Source organism: Balneola sp. EhC07, assembly GCF_001650905.1.
GTDB lineage: Bacteria > Bacteroidota > Rhodothermia > Balneolales > Balneolaceae > Balneola.
Window position 1 is genome coordinate 23934 of sequence record NZ_LXYG01000018.1, and the last position, 19486, is coordinate 43419.

General features: G+C 37.4%; 16 protein-coding genes. 4 read left to right on the forward strand and 12 right to left on the reverse strand.

What is annotated here, in order from left to right:
• Positions 1–33 precede the first annotated feature (33 nt).
• Genes A8B79_RS11940 through A8B79_RS11950 form a run of 3 tightly spaced genes read left to right on the forward strand, consistent with a single transcriptional unit; the run spans position 34 to position 4528 of the window.
• Positions 34–3864: a DUF2194 domain-containing protein gene (locus tag A8B79_RS11940; RefSeq protein ID WP_066223022.1), complete on the forward strand. Its 3831-nt coding sequence runs from the start codon at positions 34–36 to the stop codon at positions 3862–3864.
• Positions 3865–3885: 21 nt separating this feature from the next.
• On the forward strand, positions 3886–4203 hold the full coding sequence (locus A8B79_RS11945; RefSeq protein WP_066223024.1) for a DUF2752 domain-containing protein: 318 nt from the start codon (positions 3886–3888) through the stop codon (positions 4201–4203).
• Positions 4187–4528, forward strand: a complete 342-nt coding sequence (locus A8B79_RS11950) for a TM2 domain-containing protein (RefSeq protein ID WP_066223028.1) — start codon at positions 4187–4189, stop codon at positions 4526–4528. The genes A8B79_RS11945 and A8B79_RS11950 overlap by 17 nt, the downstream gene beginning before the upstream one ends.
• Here A8B79_RS11950 and A8B79_RS11955 read toward each other — a convergent pair.
• Genes A8B79_RS11955 through A8B79_RS11965 form a run of 3 tightly spaced genes read right to left on the reverse strand, consistent with a single transcriptional unit; the run spans position 4523 to position 6343 of the window.
• Positions 4523–5380: a DUF5777 family beta-barrel protein gene (locus A8B79_RS11955; protein ID WP_066223031.1), complete on the reverse strand. Its 858-nt coding sequence runs from the start codon at positions 5378–5380 to the stop codon at positions 4523–4525. The two genes, A8B79_RS11950 and A8B79_RS11955, sit on opposite strands and share 6 nt — an antisense overlap.
• 2 nt (positions 5381–5382) lie before the next feature.
• Positions 5383–5928 carry a YceI family protein gene (locus A8B79_RS11960; RefSeq protein ID WP_066223033.1) on the reverse strand — a complete coding sequence of 182 codons (546 nt, stop codon included), beginning with the start codon at positions 5926–5928 and terminating at the stop codon, positions 5383–5385.
• A 13-nt stretch (positions 5929–5941) separates the two neighbouring features.
• Positions 5942–6343 (reverse strand): hypothetical protein, encoded by a 402-nt coding sequence (locus tag A8B79_RS11965; protein WP_235603687.1) that lies wholly within the window; start codon positions 6341–6343, stop codon positions 5942–5944.
• Positions 6344–6654: 311 nt separating this feature from the next.
• Here A8B79_RS11965 and mltG point away from each other — a divergent pair, with 311 nt between their 5' ends.
• Positions 6655–7725 carry an endolytic transglycosylase MltG gene (mltG, locus tag A8B79_RS11970; RefSeq protein WP_066223036.1) on the forward strand — a complete coding sequence of 357 codons (1071 nt, stop codon included), beginning with the start codon at positions 6655–6657 and terminating at the stop codon, positions 7723–7725.
• Positions 7726–7739: 14 nt separating this feature from the next.
• Here mltG and A8B79_RS11975 read toward each other — a convergent pair whose 3' ends face one another.
• The 9 genes from A8B79_RS11975 to metG form a co-directional block, all read right to left on the reverse strand.
• Positions 7740–9452 carry an ABC transporter substrate-binding protein gene (locus A8B79_RS11975; RefSeq protein WP_066223039.1) on the reverse strand — a complete coding sequence of 571 codons (1713 nt, stop codon included), beginning with the start codon at positions 9450–9452 and terminating at the stop codon, positions 7740–7742.
• A 55-nt stretch (positions 9453–9507) separates the two neighbouring features.
• Positions 9508–11055: a glutamine-hydrolyzing GMP synthase gene (gene guaA / locus A8B79_RS11980; protein ID WP_066223042.1), complete on the reverse strand. Its 1548-nt coding sequence runs from the start codon at positions 11053–11055 to the stop codon at positions 9508–9510.
• Positions 11056–11070: 15 nt separating this feature from the next.
• Positions 11071–11451, reverse strand: coding sequence for a glycine cleavage system protein GcvH (gene gcvH / locus A8B79_RS11985; RefSeq protein WP_066223045.1), 381 nt, complete (start codon positions 11449–11451; stop codon positions 11071–11073).
• Complete coding sequence (gene accC, locus A8B79_RS11990; protein WP_066223050.1) at positions 11448–12803, reverse strand: acetyl-CoA carboxylase biotin carboxylase subunit; 1356 nt, start codon at positions 12801–12803, stop codon at positions 11448–11450. The genes gcvH and accC overlap by 4 nt, the downstream gene beginning before the upstream one ends.
• 9 nt (positions 12804–12812) lie before the next feature.
• The gene (gene accB, locus A8B79_RS11995; protein WP_066223053.1) at positions 12813–13295 is read right to left on the reverse strand and encodes an acetyl-CoA carboxylase biotin carboxyl carrier protein; all 483 of its coding nucleotides are present in this window, start codon (positions 13293–13295) and stop codon (positions 12813–12815) included.
• Positions 13296–13301: 6 nt separating this feature from the next.
• Positions 13302–13871: an elongation factor P gene (gene efp / locus A8B79_RS12000; protein ID WP_066223055.1), complete on the reverse strand. Its 570-nt coding sequence runs from the start codon at positions 13869–13871 to the stop codon at positions 13302–13304.
• A gap of 81 nt (positions 13872–13952) precedes the next feature.
• Positions 13953–15359 (reverse strand): sodium-dependent transporter, encoded by a 1407-nt coding sequence (locus A8B79_RS12005; protein ID WP_066223057.1) that lies wholly within the window; start codon positions 15357–15359, stop codon positions 13953–13955.
• A gap of 48 nt (positions 15360–15407) precedes the next feature.
• Positions 15408–17405: an alpha-amylase family glycosyl hydrolase gene (locus tag A8B79_RS12010; RefSeq protein WP_066223060.1), complete on the reverse strand. Its 1998-nt coding sequence runs from the start codon at positions 17403–17405 to the stop codon at positions 15408–15410.
• A complete protein-coding gene (gene metG, locus A8B79_RS12015) occupies positions 17402–19435 on the reverse strand; it encodes a methionine--tRNA ligase (RefSeq protein ID WP_066223063.1) in 2034 nt (677 codons plus the stop codon). Before metG ends, A8B79_RS12010 begins: the two co-directional genes overlap by 4 nt.
• Positions 19436–19486 lie beyond the last annotated feature (51 nt).

Below are 19486 nucleotides of genomic sequence, written 5' to 3' on the forward strand. Positions count from 1 at the left end.
TACTTACTTAGTTCATTACTATTTTTTGGATTAATGGTTTTAAATAAACCGTTAAATGCACAAAATGAAATAGCTCCTATTATAATTCTGCAGAGTTCGACCGATGAATTTTCTGTTGAAGTTACCAACGAGTTGATTGAGGGATTTAAATATCCTGAATTCAAATATGAAATTGTAGATCTGGATAAATCCAAAAATATTCCAATAGATAAAAAAACCAATCTTCTTATCAATACCAGTACCAATATAACTTCAATAAATGATAAAGAGTTAAACAAGATCATTGATTATTTAGGTAAAGGTGGTAAAATGATCTTTTTTGGTACTGTAACAGATGAAAGGTTTGCATATATCCAAGGAATCAAGGCAGGAGCAGATTATAATATTGATCAGACAGTTCGTGGAATTAAGGGAGTTGAAAATATATTCCCTGGTTATAAAGGAATGGAATTTTATTCAAACTTCAGTGTTCCTCATAACCGCTTAAAAAAGAGTAGTTTTATTGATCAAATCAGAGTGCTGGCAACAGCAGTAACCGATGAAGATTATCCTATTCTTTTTGAGAATAATATTGGTCTTGGTACTGTATTAGTGTTTAACAGTTATGTACTGTATGAAAAAGACTACAGAGGACTGATGTTTTCGTCGGTAATTAAAATGTTACCTCATTTACCATACCGAAATGCAAATGTAGGTACTATTTTTCTGGATGATTTTCCTGCTCCGCTTTATAATACTAAGTTAGAACCTATTGCTACAGAATACGATGTAGAGCAAGCAGACTTTGTTGCAAATATTTGGTGGCCTGATATGCAAAGACTTGCTGATTCTTTGCTAATCACATATTCTGCGATGACAGCTTTTAACTATAATGCAAATATAGTACCTCCATTCGATTACATAGAGTGGACATCTGCAACAATCAGAAGAAAGAACAAGCTCGTTAATGCAAGTGTTTATCTGGCACAGGAAATTGCTGAATCAAGACATGAGTTAGCCTTTCATGGCTATAATCACTTTTCTTTATTGAATGAAGAATGGAATTCAAATTCATCGTTCATGGAATCGGCATTAAATTCGGTAAAAAAGAGATGGAGAGTTGATGATCTTGGACAGCTTCCTATAACTTATGTTCCTCCAACCAATTATATAGATTCAACCGGAATACAGGCTTTAACAAGAGCAATGCCGTCTATAAAAGTGCTTAGTTCTCTTTATCTGGGAGAAAAGGAATATGGTGGAGAAAGAGGTTTTGGTCCCGACCCATATTCAGATAAATTATTTAATTATCCAAGGATATCCAGTGGTTTTAATATAGAAGGGAATTCAGTTTTTAATCAGCATAGTATGCAACTACTAACAGGGGTTTGGAACCATTTTGTACACCCAGATGATGTATTTCAAGTTGTACAGCGAGATGCTGATGCGTTTGAAAGCAGAAACCCTGATAATCTCGGATGGAGATCTACCCCGGACACAACCACTTCACTATATCAGGAGTTTCTTAAAAGATTAAGCCATACAAAGAAACAGTATCCATTTTTACGTTTGGTTTCTGCTGATTATGGAGCAAACATAGCTCAGGATTGGTTGAATGCAGATTCTGAATATTTGGAAACGGATGATCAATATCTGGTGAACGTAACACCACCTGATGCTTATAAATCCGCAAGTGAGGACAAGGACGAAAAGTATTGGTTTATGTATGTCCCAAGGGAAGATCGGGCTGATATTGAGAAGCATTTAAGTAAGATCGTAGACGGATATACTTTTTCCAGAATTTGGGATGGTTATCTTTTTCAATTTTATTCAAAAAAAAACTTGATAAATATTCCCAAACCAAAATCCTATAATAGAACTTCAAGGCAAATACAATCTGGTTTGGCATTAGCAAATAACAGGTTTAATAGCTATCTGAGCAATCCATTTTATTTAGCCACATCATCCGTAACTGTTGAGCCTGAAATTACCTTAGAGGAACAACTTTCGGATGCGATAAACAGATATTTACGAAATCCTAAAAACATTCAGGCTCAGGAAGAGTTAATCGAGCTTAGTATCGAAAATGATGAGGCTATGCGTGCTATTCAAATTCTTGAATTCAGGTTAAAGTCTAACCCTGATTGGCAAAAAAGTGACATAGATCGGTTAGTTACTTACTATGGATTTGAATCCGCTTATACAAGGGCAGAGAATTTTCTGGAAGAGCTTTGGAGAAAATATGGTGATGAGAAGGTTATTCTTTTAAAAAACAGAATAGCTGAACAGCTTGGTTTGTATTCACCTGAATTTGTAAAGAGATGGAGACTTAGAGAAATTGAAGTTTATGGCGAAACCAATGAAACAGTTTTAGCTTATGTAAATGCTGTTGAAAGTGTTGAAACCTGGCCGGAGATAAAACAAAGGCTAAGAAGTCTGATAAATAACGATCCACGAAATGACAGCTTGTATGCATATACAATTCAGAGATCATTTTATTATGAAGCAGCAGATAGTACCATTGCGCTACTGGAAGAGTTTCCTGAATGGTCTCATAGTCAGTTAAATGAATTTGCAGGGCAATTTGCTAACATATATGGTTATCAGCTTTTTGATTACGATAAAGCTTTGTATTGGGCAGAACGATCGGATAATATCTCAAACCGAACTAAGTTAGAATGGATAGCTCAGCAAAATGAACTGGATCAATTCTATGCCATCAGTAAGGATTATTTACAGAATAACCCCGGTAACGATTCCTTAAGAGTGTTTGCAGGTACAACTCTCTATTATCTTGGATTTAAAGAAAGAGGATATGAAATCATGTATCCATTATTCGGTAAAGGAAAAAGTACAGAAACCGAAGCTCACCAGTTAATCGAAGAAGAATTTAAATTTATTACTTATAAAGACAAGAAAAATCTTTTCAGAAGATACCCGAACTTCTTTTCAGAGAAAGAAGAAGAGATATTTAAAACTGATCTAAGATGGAATGAAGGAGTAAGAACATCTTTGTTTGGTGAATACTTCTCTGACAATTTTGATAATCAATCTGCCAGAGGAGGCTTGTCGGTACAATTCGGGAACAGGTTGGATGTATCTCACTTATTTAAATTGGAAGATATTTATGTAAATGACAGAGTTGGGAATCAAAATTTCTTTTCAAATTTTACAGGTATTGGATATGAATTCGAGAATAGAAAAGAAGATTATAGCCGTGTCTTCAGGTTTGGCCCTTCTGTATTTTATGGAGCAGAAGGTGTTTTAGCAGAAGCGTTTGTTTCCTATTCAATAAGCTATGATTCTACATTTACTACGCTCAACTTGTCGATTGAACCTGAGTTTACCCGCCAGGCTATTGTTCAGGATATCTATAAGCTGAAGGGTGAATTCTATAGAGAAGATCCATGGTTAAAAAATAAATTTCTGACAACGGTGTCCGGATCCGGTCAGGTTTATACAAATGAAGTATTCGATTATTCTATAACAGGGAGAGGATACCTTCAACCTTGGGGAACTCCTTTCAGAGGAAGATTGATCGGTGAGTTAGGCTGGCAGGATGCTTCAAAAAGTTTCCCGAATGCAGAACCATTTTTTACTCAGGATAACTATTTACTAAAAGGTTTAGGTTTTGACTTGAGATATCGAAACCCTAACGATTTTAGCTATGATTCTTTGTTTGAATTGGAATTAATGGGAAAACATGCTTCAAGGGATGGCTACTTTTTAACCGGCAGGGCAAACGTAGAACATAAGTTCAAAAAGTTCTGGCAGATAAAAGTGGGTACTGAGTTTTCAACTAGTTCTGTATATCAGTCAAACAGAATATTTTTTACCATTTCTCATTTTTTTAAATACAATCTAAAACGCACCGAACAAAAATAATTCAGAAGCGTATATTTCTTCATGAAAAAAATCAGACCTCATATTGAGTGGGTAGCATTTACTACAGGTTTAGTTCTTATGGCTACTATGGATCCTTTAAGTACGGGTTCTTCATTATGTTTTTTTGAGTTTATTGGAATCGAATTTTGTCCGGGAGAGGGGTTGGGACATTCCATAGCATGGTTGTTCAGAGGCGAATTTAATAATGCGGTAAATGCGAATCTTTTTGGTATTCCGGCCGTACTCATTTTGAGTTTGAGAATTCTACAGATCTGGAAAGATCTTTATATAAATAAAACTACTACACAAACAGGACAAACAGATGGCAGAAGTTTATGATTTTATACCTGAAGCAGAAGGAGATGAAGCACTTTATTTGGCTAAACTTCTAACTTCACTAGATGATGAGAATAAAAAAAGATTCTCTAATGTATACAGATCCAGAAGAAAAGACCCACAGACTATTCTAGTACTTTGTCTTTTAGGATTTGTAGGTCTTGCAGGAGTACACAGATTTATATTAAATCAGATAGGAATGGGAATTTTATACTTCTTTACTGCAGGTCTTTGTTTTATTGGAGTGATCGTTGATCTGGTCAACTATAAGGATCTCACTTTTCAATATAACAGAAAGGTTGCTCAGGAAGTCAGATCCCTTTTATAGAAGCCCGAAAACACGATTTACATTAAACCCGAATCTGAAATTTGGTTCAAAAAAATTAGTTTCGGTTCGGGTTAATAAGTGCTGTTCTGTAAACCATCTTCCGGACATAAAAAACATTTGAAATACATGACCACCGGTCTCTAACTCATAGACTAGGGCTGCGTGGTTTTTTGTGTCTGTAATTTTATCACCAATTACCGGTAGATACTCAAATGAAATAGATTTTCTCTCATTGATCTTAAATCTTCCGGCAAAACCAAGACCGTAAACGGTATTATACAATTCTGAATCTGCTTTTGTCTTAACCACAGTATTAAAGTGAGAGACCATAGGAGAAACCTGAAAGCTAAAATTGTCGCTAAATTTACGCGCTATCATAACTGAACCAAGATAATTCAGCCTTTCTTGGAAGGTTAATCCAAAGGATTCTTTTTGAGTTCTGATTCCCGTGTTTCCTTTTAGTACAACCGAAACAGGAACTCCATCCAACTTTGTTTGATGAAAAATTCTGTAATCGATTGAAAAGTCGATATTGTCTTCCCGGCTTGTTCGTCCAATTCCAATATTGAGATCATCAGTAAGTCCATAGCCAAAAGCGATCCGGACATTAGCTCCTTCATCAACTCCGAAAAAAGTATCTATACCACCACGAACATCCCCAAAATTGTGCTGTATCATACTATTCAAATCACCTTTACCTAAAAGCTGTACTGTACCTAAACCAGCTATGTTTTTAGTTAAAAAAGTTTCAGCAACCGGGCCATCAGGGTTTGCTCTTTTTCGTTCTAATTGAGCATTAACAAGGCTGAACATAAAAAATGAAAACAATAGTGTTGCTATACTTTTTCTCATACTTATCCGTCTACTGGTTTTAACAGAGCATCGATTTTAATTTCCTGCTCTTTATCTACTTTAATAAATAAAATTTGTGGAGGCTCAATTTTATAATCTAACAAACTCAGGATCCAACCGGCAGTAAGATGTAAACCATTATCTTTCATCTGTAAGGTGCCGTCCACTTCGATCTCTCTTTCTACTCCATGAATTTTAAAGGTCCCTTTTACTTTAACATCCTGAATTGAAGAAGATTCAGTATCAAAATCGGAGACGAGCTTGCCGAAGAATTCAGCAAAAGGGTATTTCTTTGTTTCTAAAGTGAGTTTCATATCCTTATCACGCTTTCCATTTCCGGTATCTAACGTTTCCAGATCTATATAGAAGTCTACGGTTTTCTCATCCAGATTAATAAGACCAACCAGGTTCTCAGAATTCCCTTCAAAACTGTGCAAAGGGACTTTAGAATAGAATGTTGCTTTACCTTCTTCAGTTTTAAAGCTTTGTGAATGACCTAAGCTTGTTATAAAAAGACACAGAAATGTAGTAAAGATTAATTTTTTCATAGCAGAAGACCTTTTAATTATTTTGTGCGCCCTGATTTATCCAGGCAATGATCTTGCCGGTTTCCGAATTACTTAACGCAGATCGTCCTTGAGGCATTCTGTTACCAAATTCAGGGCTTGAACCTAGTTTATCAACTAATGGGCTATTATCTGCATTATTTGGAACAACTATTAGCCCCCCATAACTTGTTCCTTCACTGTTAATGGTATTTTGATAGCTATCCAGGTTTACCCCATTTACATTATCACCATTAGTGTGACAAAACCCTCCTCCGCAACTCGAATTGAATATAGGTTGAATATCGGTTGCGTAACTTATTGGGCCATCAGGAATCTCGGGAACTTGATCCTCAACATTGTTGACACAATTCATGAAAAATAGAAAAGCAAAAATAAGAAGGATATAGTTTTTCATTGCATAAGTATTTAATAATTATCTGTATTTAAAACTATTAACTCGTAGTTAAATTAAATCATTCTAATTACTCATCTATAATAGAAAAAGTATCACAGAACTCTAAAAAGATTGGAAAAAGAAAAAAACCCGAGTCGTTCAAAACTCGGGTTTATCTTTAGGGCATTTGGTGCTTATGCAGCATCCAAAAGCTCGATTGCTCTTCGTGTGTCGACTACGAAAGTTTTTTTGTTTAGTTGCGTTAATTAAAAATAAGCATATTAAATACTGTAAAGAGGTGGGTTTAAGCTCGAGGGTTCTTATCTTTAATTATGAACAATAAAAACATATTAGATTTCACTACAAAAGAATCAGCACTAGGAATAGCTGTAGTGCTTATTGTTTTCCTGAGTACATTTATTTCCAGAACGTCCAGAATTTCAAAATCTGAGGCACTAATTGGTACTCAAAACACTCAAATATATTTAGAGCAGGATATTAACCTGAACGAATTAGTTAGCAAATTGGAATCTTCGAATATTCAATTTGATGAAAATGAATTGCTTTGGGTTAGTCCTCTGCTTGGTTGGAGAACGTTCAAAAAAGGGTATTATGAGTTTGATGGTGAGTATTCCTACAATGATTTTTTAACCAAGCTTGCTTTTGGAAGTCAGGACCCGGTTTCGATTACGATTTTACCAGGTATCACAATAGATAGGTTTGCGAGAAATTTAGGAAATGAAATGAGTTTTGACAGTTCTGAAGTCAGGAATGTTTTTGATGACTCTCTATTTGTTGCTTCCAAGGATATATCCAAAGAACAATTGTTCGGAAGAATGTTACCAAACACTTACGATGTATACTGGACTTATAGCCCAAAGCAAACAGTAGAAAAGATACTCAGCGAATTTAATAATCAGGTTGCCAAAAGGTATAAAAGCAGAATAGATTCTTTGGATTACTCGATAGATGAGATCGTTGCAATGGCATCTATCGTAGAATGGGAAGCTAACATTGAGGAAGAAAAACCAATAGTAGCCGGTTTATATTGGAACAGGTTAAAAAGAAGAATGTATCTGCAAGCTGATCCAACTATCAGTTTTGCTGTAGGAGAGAGACGTAGATTATTACTGGAAGATTACAAAGTTGATCACCCTTATAACACCTACACTAAATATGGATTACCGCCCGGCCCGGTTACAAACCCCAGCTTACAAACTATAAAGGCGACTTTATATCCTGCGAACCATCAATATTTATATATGGTAGCAAATCCAGAAGGGGGCCATCTTTTCAACCGAACCTATGAAGAGCATTTAGTGGATGCTGAAAAATGGCGAAAATGGTTGAGGCAGCAATACAGAATTAAGCGACAAAGAGAACTGCAGGAATCAGGAGAATAAATTTCAGAGAGTTTTTATTCTTGCCTGTAAAGAGATTTAATAAGAACCTTTTGGTTTATATGCTCACTATCAAAACCAAAATTCCCACTTAGACCACGGTAATTTTTCAATTCATGCAGACCTTGTTTTAATAAATCCGGATTACCTACTCTGTTTAATGTACTCAACACAAATTTGGTGACATCATAACCGATAAAAGCAAACTGATTAGGTTCTGTTTGAAATCGTAATCTGAAGTTTGAAGCAAACTCTTCTACATCAGTTTCACCATATCGTATTTCAAAACTTTGAGTATAATGAATAGATGTTTCAGGCAAGCGTGTATTTTCCAGGTCTGTATCCGACCATTCCTCTGAACCAAGGAGTATATAATCACTTCTTGAAGCTTCTAGATCAGTGAGTAGATTCCTGATCAAGGTTGGAGCTGCCGCACCTGTGAAAGGGGCGTAGATCGCTTTCAAACCAGGCGATGGTAACAGTGTATCAGTTTTAGACAGATAAGCTGTGTATTCAGAAATATCATAGCCATCAGACTCCAGATCTTTCAGAAAAAAGTGCTGAACAAATGCTCCTAAACGTTCTGCTTCATGTCTGAATGCCAATGCTGAAGCTTCTCCTAGTGCATCCATCTCAGCCAAAACTGCTACTGTATCAAGGCCTAAAGAATTCACAGCATATTGAGCCATTTTTTTGCCTTGCACCGCAAAAGTAGGATTCGTTTGGAACATATAGTTATTGGCGATGCTCAGCGAATCAGAGTTTGCCAAAGGAGTAATTACAGGTACTTCATAAACTTCAGCAAGTTCAGAAAATGATTTTGCTACATTAGAAAATAAAGGACCAATTACCACATCTACATCTTTATTCCAGACTAAATGATTTAAAATATCTTCTGATTGAATAGAATCAACATTAGTTCTGGAAAAATTAATGAAAGCCTTTTTATCTGGTTGGTTTGCATTGAATTCTTCGACTGCAGTTTGAATTCCAAAATAGAGATGTTGTGGGATTTCATAATTATCAGAATTCATCTCAAAAGAGGGCAGTGCAACGCCAATTTGATAAGACATTCCGGTTGGTGCGTATGAATACTTTTGGAAAGGATATCTGGAAGCATAGGTAAGTGAGTCTTTCAATGCAGCTTCTATCTGAAAAAGATCTACAGCGCTACTATCAATCAAAGAAGATTTTAACGAGTTGACCATAGTTTTGGCTTTTGAGAAATCAACTCTGCCTAAAGCACCGGAAATAACATCCGCTAAGACTTCAACATTAGAACTTTGTCTGAACACGGTTTTGATCTGATCAATGCTTAGGTAGCTCAATATCTGATCGTAGAAAGAAATAGCTCTGGTATAGTAAGGATTATTTCTGCTATTGGATTTGAGCTCATGTAAAAGTTCAAGAGAAGCTGCAAAATCATCGATCTGAAATAAAACCAAAGCCTTTGTATACTTGGCCTCCTGTACAAAAATATTTGTGCTTTCATCTGAATCTATAACTCTATTCAGATAAGCTTTGGATTTAGAAAACTCTCCTAAAGAAAAATAGCTTTTCCCTGAAAATAAATTCGCTTCCGGAGTATCAATTTGAGTGAATATTCTAAGTGCTCTTTCATAGTCCTCATTTTGATACAGATTTTTACCTGCTTCTACTGATTGGGCATAAGCTGAGGTGGAAAAAAGAAGAATTAATAAAAAAGAGAAAATTGAAAAAGTAGATTTCATAGAATTGCTAATTAATACAAATGCTTACACTCAGAATAAACGAATTTGTTCTGATTTATTCCCATTCAATTGTTGCAGGAGGTTTAGAGCTAATATCGTAAACCACTCTGTTGATTCCCTTTACTTCATTAATAATACGATTAGAGACTGTTCCAAGGAAATCATAGGGGAGATGAGCCCAATCAGCAGTCATGCCGTCTACACTTGTAACCGCTCTGATCGCCGCAGTAAACTCATATGTCCGCTCGTCACCCATTACACCAACACTTTGAACAGGAAGTAAAACAGCAAGAGCTTGCCAAACATCATCATAAAGCCCCTGATTTTTGAGCTCATCGATAAAGATCTTATCAGCTTCGCGAAGCAGATCCAATCTTTCTTTACTGAGTTCTCCAATTACTCTGATCCCTAGTCCCGGGCCAGGAAAAGGATGTCGACCAATAAAATGAGCAGGAATACCTAAAGCCTTCCCAACTTCACGTACTTCATCTTTAAAGAGTTCCCGTACAGGTTCTATCAGGTCAAGCTTCATTTTTTCGGGCAAACCACCCACATTGTGGTGCGATTTTATTGTCGCAGATGGACCTTTGAAAGAAACACTTTCAATAACATCAGGATATAAAGTTCCTTGTGCTAAATATTTAAACTCAGATTGACCACCGATTTCTTTCTCGAAAACATCGATAAAAGTAACTCCAATGATCTTTCTTTTCTTTTCCGGATCAGAAACACCCGTTAGTCTGGTTAGGAATAGTTCACTTGCATCCACACCTCTTACTGGAAGTTCAAGATCTTTGATATACAGATCGAGCACCTCATTAAACTCATCTTTACGGAGCAAGCCGTTATCAACAAAAACGCACTCCAGTTGATCTCCAATAGCTTTGTGAATCAAGGTAGCAACAACTGTCGAGTCCACTCCGCCTGATAGTGCACAAAGAACCTTATCATTCCCGACTTTCTTTCGGATCGCTTCAATTTGTTCTTCCACAAACGAATTTGCGGTCCAGTCTCCGGATAAACCACAGATATCGAAAGCAAAGTTATGGAGAATTTGTTTGCCACAATCTGTATGTGCTACTTCAGGATGGAACTGAACTCCGTAGATCTCTTTTTCTTTATGATGAACAGCTGCAACTCCGGCATTATTTGTATGTCCTACAATCACATAAGAGGATGGAAGCTCATGAATGTGATCACCATGACTCATCCATACAACAGAATTGTCTTCTACATCTTTCAGTATTCCGTTGTTGTTATCAACAATAAGATGAGCTCTTCCGAATTCACGCTTATCTGCTTTTTCAACACTTCCGGGAATTTGAGTATGAGCAAGAAGCTGCAAGCCATAACAAACGCCAAGTATAGGGACATCCCAATCCAGAATATCTGTTTGGAGGGATGGAGCATCGTCGTCATTTACACTTTTGGGGCTTCCTGAAAGAATGATTCCTTTAGGAACCGGTTCAGAAACCGTACTCAGATCGACATTAAAAGGATGGATTTCACAGTAGATATTGAATTCACGCAATCTTCTTGCGATAAGCTGGGTGAACTGAGATCCGTAATCAAGAATTAAAATCCATTCGTTATGTCGGTTCATTAAATTTGATAGTATTTAAGCGATGATTTCTTTGTATTGGTCTGCTGACAGAAGAGATTCCAGTTGGGAGGTATCTGACAGTTTTATTTTTACCATCCAGCCTTTTCCATACGGATCTTCGTTAACGATCTCAGGATTATCTTCAAGCTCTTCATTAATTTCTGAAATTTCCCCATCTACAGGCGCATAGAGCTCAGAAACTGTTTTTACAGCTTCAACAGTACCGAAAGTGTCATCGGCAGAAAACTCAAATCCTTCTTCTTCCAACTCCACAAAAACGATATCTCCAAGTTCACCCTGAGCAAATTCTGTGATCCCAATAGTGGCTGTGCCGTCACCATTGTCTTTGATCCATTCATGTTCTCTAGTGTATTTTAAATCACTTGGTACGCTCATCTAACGGCCTCCGGGTTAAATTTGAAATTGTTTTCTAAATACTTAGTGGTGAATTTTCCAGCTAAGAAGTTGGGATCATCCATAAGTTGAATATGGTAAGGTATAGTCGTTTTAATCCCTTCTATGATAAATTCCTGCAACGCACGTTTCATCTTATTGATAGCTAATTCTCTGGTTGGTGCATAAACAATTAGTTTAGCTATCATTGAATCGTAGTGAGGCGGGATGCGATATCCTGAATAAGCATGAGTATCCAGTCTCACACCATGTCCACCCGGTGGGTGAAATACCGTAATTTCTCCTGCAGAAGGACGGAAGTTAAATTCAGGATCTTCAGCGTTAATTCTACACTCTATGGAATGGCCTCGCATTTCGATCTCACGCTCTTCGATCTTCATACCGGCAGCAACACGTATTTGCTGTTCAATAAGATCATATCCTGTTACTTCCTCAGTTACAGGATGTTCAACCTGAATACGAGTGTTCATTTCCATGAAATAGAAATTCTCATCGTCATCTACTAAATATTCAACAGTACCAGCGCCTTCATAATCAACTGCTTTCGCAGCGTTTATAGAAGCTTCACCCATTCTTTTTCTTAAATCCGGGGTCATAAGTGGGGAAGGAGATTCTTCCAATACTTTTTGATGTCGTCGCTGAAGAGAGCAATCTCTTTCACCTAAGTGAATAACATTACCATGCTGATCAGCCATGATCTGAATCTCAACATGATGTGGGTTTTGAACGAAACGTTCAATATATACTTCCGGGTTACTGAAGATAGTGCCGGCTTCATTTCGGCACATTTCGAAGTTTTTCTTTAACTCACTTTCTTTTTCAACAACACGCATTCCACGACCACCGCCACCAGCAGAAGCTTTGATAATAACCGGGAATCCAATGTCCTGGCACACTTTTACAGCTTCTTCATAAGTGTCAACTACACCATCACTACCAGGTACAACAGGTACCTTATTCTTGATCATAGTTGCTTTAGCTACAGCTTTATCTCCCATTGAGTTAATAGCGTGAGGAGATGGACCTATAAACTTTAGATCATGCTCAGAGCAAATCTTAGAGAACTCAGCATTTTCAGCTAAAAATCCATAACCGGGATGAATAGCCTCAGCATTGGTGATTTCTGCGGCAGCCAAAATACTCTGTATTTTTAAGTAGCTGTCTTTACCTGCAGGAGGTCCAATACATACAGCTTCGTCTGCAAATTTAACATGAAGGCTATCGGCATCAGCTGTTGAATAAACAGCTACTGTCTTAATACCCATTTCTTGACACGTTCGAATAACTCGAAGTGCGATTTCGCCACGATTGGCTATTAATATCTTTTTAAACATGCTGACTAATTAGTCTTTGCTGATTATGAAAAGAGGTTGATCAAACTCGACAGCCTGACCATCGTCGATCAGAATATCCTGAACAGTTCCACTAAATTCGGCTTCAATTTCATTCATGATCTTCATTGCTTCTACAATACAAAGAGTATCACCTTTAGATATCTTTGATCCTACTTTTACAAAAGGATCGGAATCAGGTGAAGCTGCTTTATAAAAAGTACCAACGATTGGAGATTTAACAGTTTCTCCTTTTGCTGATGAACCGCCAGAGGATTCTGAAGAAGCACCACCATCTGCTGAAGCCGGTGCCTGTGGTTGTGCAGGAGCTGCAGGCTGAGCCGGAGCAGCTTGCATTGGTTGTGAGTATGTAATCTGCTCAACAGTCCCTGTTTTCTTTACTTTAATTTTAAAATCGCCTTCTTCGATAGCTACCTCGTCTACATCGCTATCAGAAATTAGATTTAGAATATTTTTTATCAGTTTTAAGTCCATGGTAAGTTATTTAGCTCGTTCCAGATAAGTTCCTGTTCTTGTATCTACTTTAATTTCTTCACCTTCATTAATAAAAAGAGGCACGTTTACAACAGCTCCGGATTCTAAAGTTGCCGGTTTGCTTCCTCCTTGTGCAGTATCACCTTTAACTCCGGGATCTGTTTGGCTTACGGTAAGCACTAAATGATCCGGTGGTTCTGCGTATAAAACTTGTTCGTCGTCTGCATTAAATAATACATTGCAGACCTGTCCCTCAATTAAAAAATCTTTTCTTTCAACCTGATTGGCATTAACGGGAATCTGTTCATAAGTATCACTATTCATAAAGTAGAAAAGGGGACCATCCTGATATAAAAATTGGTAGTCTCTGTTTTCTACACGAACAGCCTCAGTATTTTCTCCTGAGCGCCATGTTTTATCAATGTTTTTACCGTTTACAATACCTCTGAGCTTTGTTCTTACAAAAGCAGGGCCTTTTCCGGGCTTTACATGTTGAAATTCAGTAATTGAATACAATTCACCATCCATATTCAGAACTAACCCATTTCTGAAGTCGGAAGTAGAAATTTTAGCCATTAAAAATATCTCCGTTAATTAGTTGCCCAAAAATACTACAAGCCTATTTGGATAACAACCAAAATATGAATTTGTAAGCAATCAGTTTATAATTGAGATTCCGAAAAAATTACTAAGCACAACCAGCACAAATAAAATTGCAAGTAAAGCAGGACATAATATTGTAATAGCAAAATTTAGGAATGTTTTTACTTTGGAAGTTTGAAAACCTACATAACCATAGGATAATTCTTCATAAAGACTTTCTTTTTTCCAAACAAAAGCAGTAAAACTAACAATCAGAAGGCCTCCAAGTAAAAGAAAAGTATCTGCAAGGTGACCCAAAAATGTCATAACATCAGTAGGAGCATCTGCACCAACATATGTAATAAACTGAGTAAAGAATGCACTGTAACCATTACCTACTAATGATGGAATACCTAAAATAAAGATTACAGCGGCTGAAATTATAACAGCTGCTTTTCTCGATTTTTTATGTTCATCTACTATATAGGAGACAGGTACCTCCAACAAGGAAACAGTTGATGTTAAAGCGGCAAAGGAAAGTAATAAAAAGAAACCTCCACCTACAATTGCACCTAATGTGCCACCTAAAGATTCAAAAACTCCGGGAAGTACTGTAAAAATCAAACCAGCTCCTCCTTGTACATCTGTCATATCACCACCTGTGCTATACGCAACAATAGGGAACAGCATAAGTCCTGCAATAAATGCTATTCCAACGTCGAATAGAGTGATCAGAGCTGCTGACGATACAATATTTTCTTTTTTAGAAAGATAGCTACCATAGGTTATTAAGGCTCCCATACCTAAAGAAAGAGAAAAGAAAGCCTGACGTAGTGCTCCGCCTATTGTTTGAAGATTAAGCTCAGAGAACTCAGGAATTAAATAATATTTTAATCCTACCCCGGAATAAGGAAGAGTAAACGCGTATATCAGAAGTCCTACAATCATGATTATTAAAGTAGGCATGAGAATTTTGGCAGCTTTTTCAATTCCAGCACTAATACCTCTGGAAACTATTATCGCTGTTGTAGTTAAAAATAGGATTGCATAACCACCTATTTTGATTATGTCGACTGTAAACTCACTAAATTGAGATCCTATCTGAAAATTACCCGTTACCATTTCGACGAAGAATCCAAAAGCCCAACCTGCTACCACATTATAAAAGGACAATATTATTATTCCCGAAAGAATGCCTAGTTTTCCAATAAAATTCCAAGATGAAAATCCTAAACTATCAAATGCCCCAACTGCATTTTTTTGCGTTTTTCTACCAATTGCAATTTCAGTAATCAGTACTGGAAAGCATAAAATAAAGCAGAAAATAAGATATACGAGGACAAATGCAGCTCCACCTCCAGCTTCCACTTCAAAAGGGAACTTCCAAATGTTACCTAAACCTACAGCAGAACCGGCTGCCGCTAAAATAAATCCAAGTTTTGAATTCCATGCACCACGTTCGCTTGTTGATGTACCTGCCAAAAGATGTCCTCCTTTAAGAGTTGATTAAAGCACTAAAATATTTCTTGATCACATTATTCGCAACCTTCTTAATATAACACCGGAAGAAGGTGCTAGAGTATAAGAATTTTCAATAGTTATTTTAGCTTTATTTAGTTTGATTGAATTTTTATCTGCTATGAGCTCCCAATTCCCTGGTAGCAAGTCAATTGAATGTTCTTTTTTCGGATTTCCATTCAACGAAATGAAATACTCATATGGGTCCAGCTCTTCATTCGCTTGTATCGAAAAAGTGACATGAAGAGGGTCTTTATAAACTTTAAAATTAATATCTGAGGGTGAAGCTTTTCTGAGAGCAGGGGAGCTTAAACGAAGTTCAATGAGATCTTTATAATACTCAAACAAACCTTTATTGATCTCTATTTCATTGAAATTCAGCCAGTTAGTTTCGTTGTCTTTGTTGTAACTGTCATGATCGAGCATTCGATTTCTTTTATCAAGATCTAAGGGATCGAATATCAGTTTTGATCGACCCCATTCCTGCCCCGCGTGCATCATGGTTACACCTTGGCTCACAAAAAGAGTGAGCGCTGCAAGTTTGGCCGTAGCTAGTTCTTCCTGAGACAGATGTGTAAGTGCTCTTTTGTTTTCAAACTTCTGTTCATTTTTAGAATGATCCAAGGATATCCGGATGAAATCTCCAAGAGTGTACCCATCATGACTTTCAATATAATTGAGCGAATGAGCAGAGGTATTAAAAAGTCCTTTTTCATCTTCTTTAAGCGTTCCGCGGATAAAATTTTCTAAAGCGAATCGTGAAGTTTCATGATTCCATCCACCAAAAATAAAACCTTTATCAGAAATAGGGTGAGAGCCTTTGATTCCATTTCTGATCTTGTCATTCCAGGAGATCCAGCCGTGATCGGAGAATCCCGAAGGTTTATATTCACCACCCCAGGGTTCAGCGATCAAAATTACATCAGGATTGATCTTTTGTGCTTCTTGCTTGATCATGTCAATGGTTTCCCAATCTATTATTCCTGCCAGATCAAATCTGAACCCATCAATATGATACTCTTTGATCCAATGAAGAACAGATTCAACGATCAGCTTCCTGGAATGCTCAGATGTGGTATCAATATCATTTCCTGTCCAGCTGTTGTTGATGAAATTCTCTTTTTCATCAAGTTTGAAATAATGCTCTTTAGCCAGGATTTTGAGCGGATTTTGATCATAATGAGAAGCATGATTGTAAACCACATCCATTATAACAGCGATCTCATTTTTATGAAGTTCACGAATTAAGCTTTTTAGCTCTGAAATTGTATTCTCAGATTTCCCGATTACTTCATTTTCATTGAGGTTGGCATCGGAAGCGTACATGGTTTCAGGAGCATGAAAGAATGAGGTCATATAGCCCCAGTAATTTCTCGCGTATGGATTCCAGGTATTCTTTATTCCTTCTTTAGTTTGCTCGTTAAACGGAGGCTCGAAATAAGCAAACTTTTGCAAGGGCAGGAATTCAACTGCATTTACGTTAAGGCGCTTTAGATGTGCAATACCACCGACTTCAGCTTCTCTGAAATCATTGTAGATTCCCTGAACAAATGTTCTTGCTGAGGAGTGAGCAACCATGTCTTTGATGTGAGTCTCATAAATAATGAGATCTCTTGGGTCTTCAACTTTAACAAAGCGATCATCCTGCCAATCAAATTCATTTGATCGAAAGATCTTTGTTTTCGGAAACTGAAGGTGATGATTTGTAGTAGTTACAAATGTACTCCATGGATCAGCTGCATGTTGGGTCTCACCATTTCCGGATACCCGGTAACAGTACCATTTATAAGTCAGGTCTTCGGAAACAAGGGCGTTCCAGATTCCACTTTCATCTTTAGTGCAGGGATAAACAGAGCCTTCTTCATCTGAATAGTTATCATAAACTATTATTTCAATAGAATCAGATAAAGGGGAGAAGACTCTGAAGACCACACCTTTCTCAGTAATGGTATATCCCATTTTATAGATGTCAAAATCAACAGAAGTGACAGTTTGGGAATTCAAGCTCAAGTTATTGTGCTTCCTGATTCAGCTTCAGTGTCCACAAATTTAAGATTGCCTTCGGTGTCTTCAGCCATCAGGATCATTCCGGCACTTTCAACACCCATAAGTTTTTTGGGAGCCAGATTTGCAACCACACTAACTTTTTGACCAACGATCTTATCCATATCAACGTGTTTGGCGATACCTGAAACTATAGTTCGTATCTCGATGCCGATATCGACTTTGAGTTTTAAAAGTTTGTCTGATTTTTCAATTTTCTCTGCTTCTAAGATCTCACCGGCACGAATGTCCAGTTTCATGAAGTCTTCAAAGCCAATATTTTCTTTCAATGGTGTAAATTTTGAGGTTGGATCATTAGCAGCAGCTCTTTCTTCTAATTTGGCTATCTGCGTTTCAATTTCTTCATCTTCTACTTTAGTAAAAAGCACTTCTCCGGGATCTATCGAGTTTCCAACTTCCAACATAGAATCAGAAATACTGTCCCAGGAAACCTTTCCGGAATAAGAAAGCTGATTTCTTAGTTTTTTCATGGAATCAGGGAGAATAGGTTCCATCAATACAGAAAGCGCAGCACATATTTGCAAACTTACATGTAAGGAGTTTGCACAAGCCTGAGGGTCGCTGTTTCTGGTTTTCCAAGGCTCAGTTTCAGTAAAGTATTTATTTCCGGCTCTGGCCAGATTCATCATTTCAGAAATGGCTTCCTTAAACTTAAATGTTTCAATAGCTTGGGTTACTTTTTCTTTCTGGGTTTCGATGGATTTCAATGCATCCAGATCGATTTGTTGCGGATCAACTAGTTTAGGGACCTCTCCATTAGCAAATTTCTGTGTGAAGGAGAGTGCTCTGAATACGAAATTGCCCAAAACAGCTGCAAGTTCATTATTGACTCTGGCTTGAAAATCTTTCCATGAAAAATCAGAGTCTTTACTTTCAGGAAGGGTAGTTCCCAATGCATAACGAAGCAGGTCAGGAGAAAAATCTTCTAAATATTCATGAAGCCAAACCGCCCATCCGCGGGAAGTAGAAAGCTTTTTGCCTTCCAGGTTCAAAAACTCGTTCGCAGGAACGTTTTCAGGCATAACATAACCACCGTGCTCCATCAGGATGGTCGGAAACATGATGCAATGAAAAACGATGTTGTCCTTACCTATAAAATGATAAAGTTCGGAATTCTCATCCTGCCAGTAATCCTTCCAGGCTTCGGGAGTTCCTTTTTGTTCAGCCCACTCTTTAGTTGCTGAGATGTAACCGATAGGAGCATCGAACCAAACGTAGAGAACTTTACCTTTTGCGTTTTCTAACGGAACAGGAACTCCCCAACTTAAGTCTCTTGTGGCAGCTCTGTCTGCAAGCCCGTCATTGAGCCAGCTCTTAACCTGACCCATTACATTAGGTTTCCAGTTTTTTCTGGTATCCAGCCATTTTTCCAGTTTTTCCTGAGTGTCTCCAAGCGGCATATACCAGTGCTCGGTTTCTTTTAATTCAGGCTTTTCTCCTGAAAGTGCCGAAACCGGATCGATCAGTTCAGTGGGAGATAGGGATGTTCCACATTTTTCACATTGATCACCATAAGCTTCTGTGTAACTGCAATTTGGACAAGTTCCCTTAACATAGCGGTCAGGTAAAAACATATCGGCTTTGGAATCATATAACTGCTTTTCCGTCTTCTTTTTGAAGTAACCTTTGTTATTCAGGTTTGTGAAGAATTCCTGAGCTGTTTCATGATGAGTTTTAGAACTCGTTCTTCCGTAATAATCGAAAGAAATTCCGAATTCCTCGAACACATTCTTATTCATTTCATGAAACCGATCCACTATGTCCTGAGGTTTCACACCTTCTTTTTCAGCAGCAATAGTGATGGGGACTCCGTGTTCATCTGAGCCACAAATAAAAACGATATCATCGCCTTTTAGCCTTTTATAACGGGTATAGAAATCGGGAGTTAAATAAGCCCCGGCTAAATGACCTAAATGTAATGGTCCGTTAGCATAGGGAAGAGCTGCAGTAACAAGAATTCGTTTATTGTCTGACATTAAAGTGATTAAATAGAAGATTATTTTATGCGAAGATAAAAATGAATGAGG

Bases quoted from the DNA above. Each gene is read 5' to 3' on its own strand.
- A8B79_RS11940 (WP_066223022.1), top strand. From the start codon at position 34: ATGGTTTTAAATAAACCGTTAAATGCACAAAATGAAATAGCTCCTATT.
- A8B79_RS11945 (WP_066223024.1), top strand. From the start codon at position 3,886: ATGAAAAAAATCAGACCTCATATTGAGTGGGTAGCATTTACTACAGGT.
- A8B79_RS11950 (WP_066223028.1), top strand. From the start codon at position 4,187: ATGGCAGAAGTTTATGATTTTATACCTGAAGCAGAAGGAGATGAAGCA.
- A8B79_RS11955 (WP_066223031.1), bottom strand. From the start codon at position 5,380: ATGAGAAAAAGTATAGCAACACTATTGTTTTCATTTTTTATGTTCAGC.
- A8B79_RS11960 (WP_066223033.1), bottom strand. From the start codon at position 5,928: ATGAAAAAATTAATCTTTACTACATTTCTGTGTCTTTTTATAACAAGC.
- A8B79_RS11965 (WP_235603687.1), bottom strand. From the start codon at position 6,343: ATGAAAAACTATATCCTTCTTATTTTTGCTTTTCTATTTTTCATGAAT.
- mltG (WP_066223036.1), top strand. From the start codon at position 6,655: ATGAACAATAAAAACATATTAGATTTCACTACAAAAGAATCAGCACTA.
- A8B79_RS11975 (WP_066223039.1), bottom strand. From the start codon at position 9,452: ATGAAATCTACTTTTTCAATTTTCTCTTTTTTATTAATTCTTCTTTTT.
- guaA (WP_066223042.1), bottom strand. From the start codon at position 11,055: ATGAACCGACATAACGAATGGATTTTAATTCTTGATTACGGATCTCAG.
- gcvH (WP_066223045.1), bottom strand. From the start codon at position 11,451: ATGAGCGTACCAAGTGATTTAAAATACACTAGAGAACATGAATGGATC.
- accC (WP_066223050.1), bottom strand. From the start codon at position 12,803: ATGTTTAAAAAGATATTAATAGCCAATCGTGGCGAAATCGCACTTCGA.
- accB (WP_066223053.1), bottom strand. From the start codon at position 13,295: ATGGACTTAAAACTGATAAAAAATATTCTAAATCTAATTTCTGATAGC.
- efp (WP_066223055.1), bottom strand. From the start codon at position 13,871: ATGGCTAAAATTTCTACTTCCGACTTCAGAAATGGGTTAGTTCTGAAT.
- metG (WP_066223063.1), bottom strand. From the start codon at position 19,435: ATGTCAGACAATAAACGAATTCTTGTTACTGCAGCTCTTCCCTATGCT.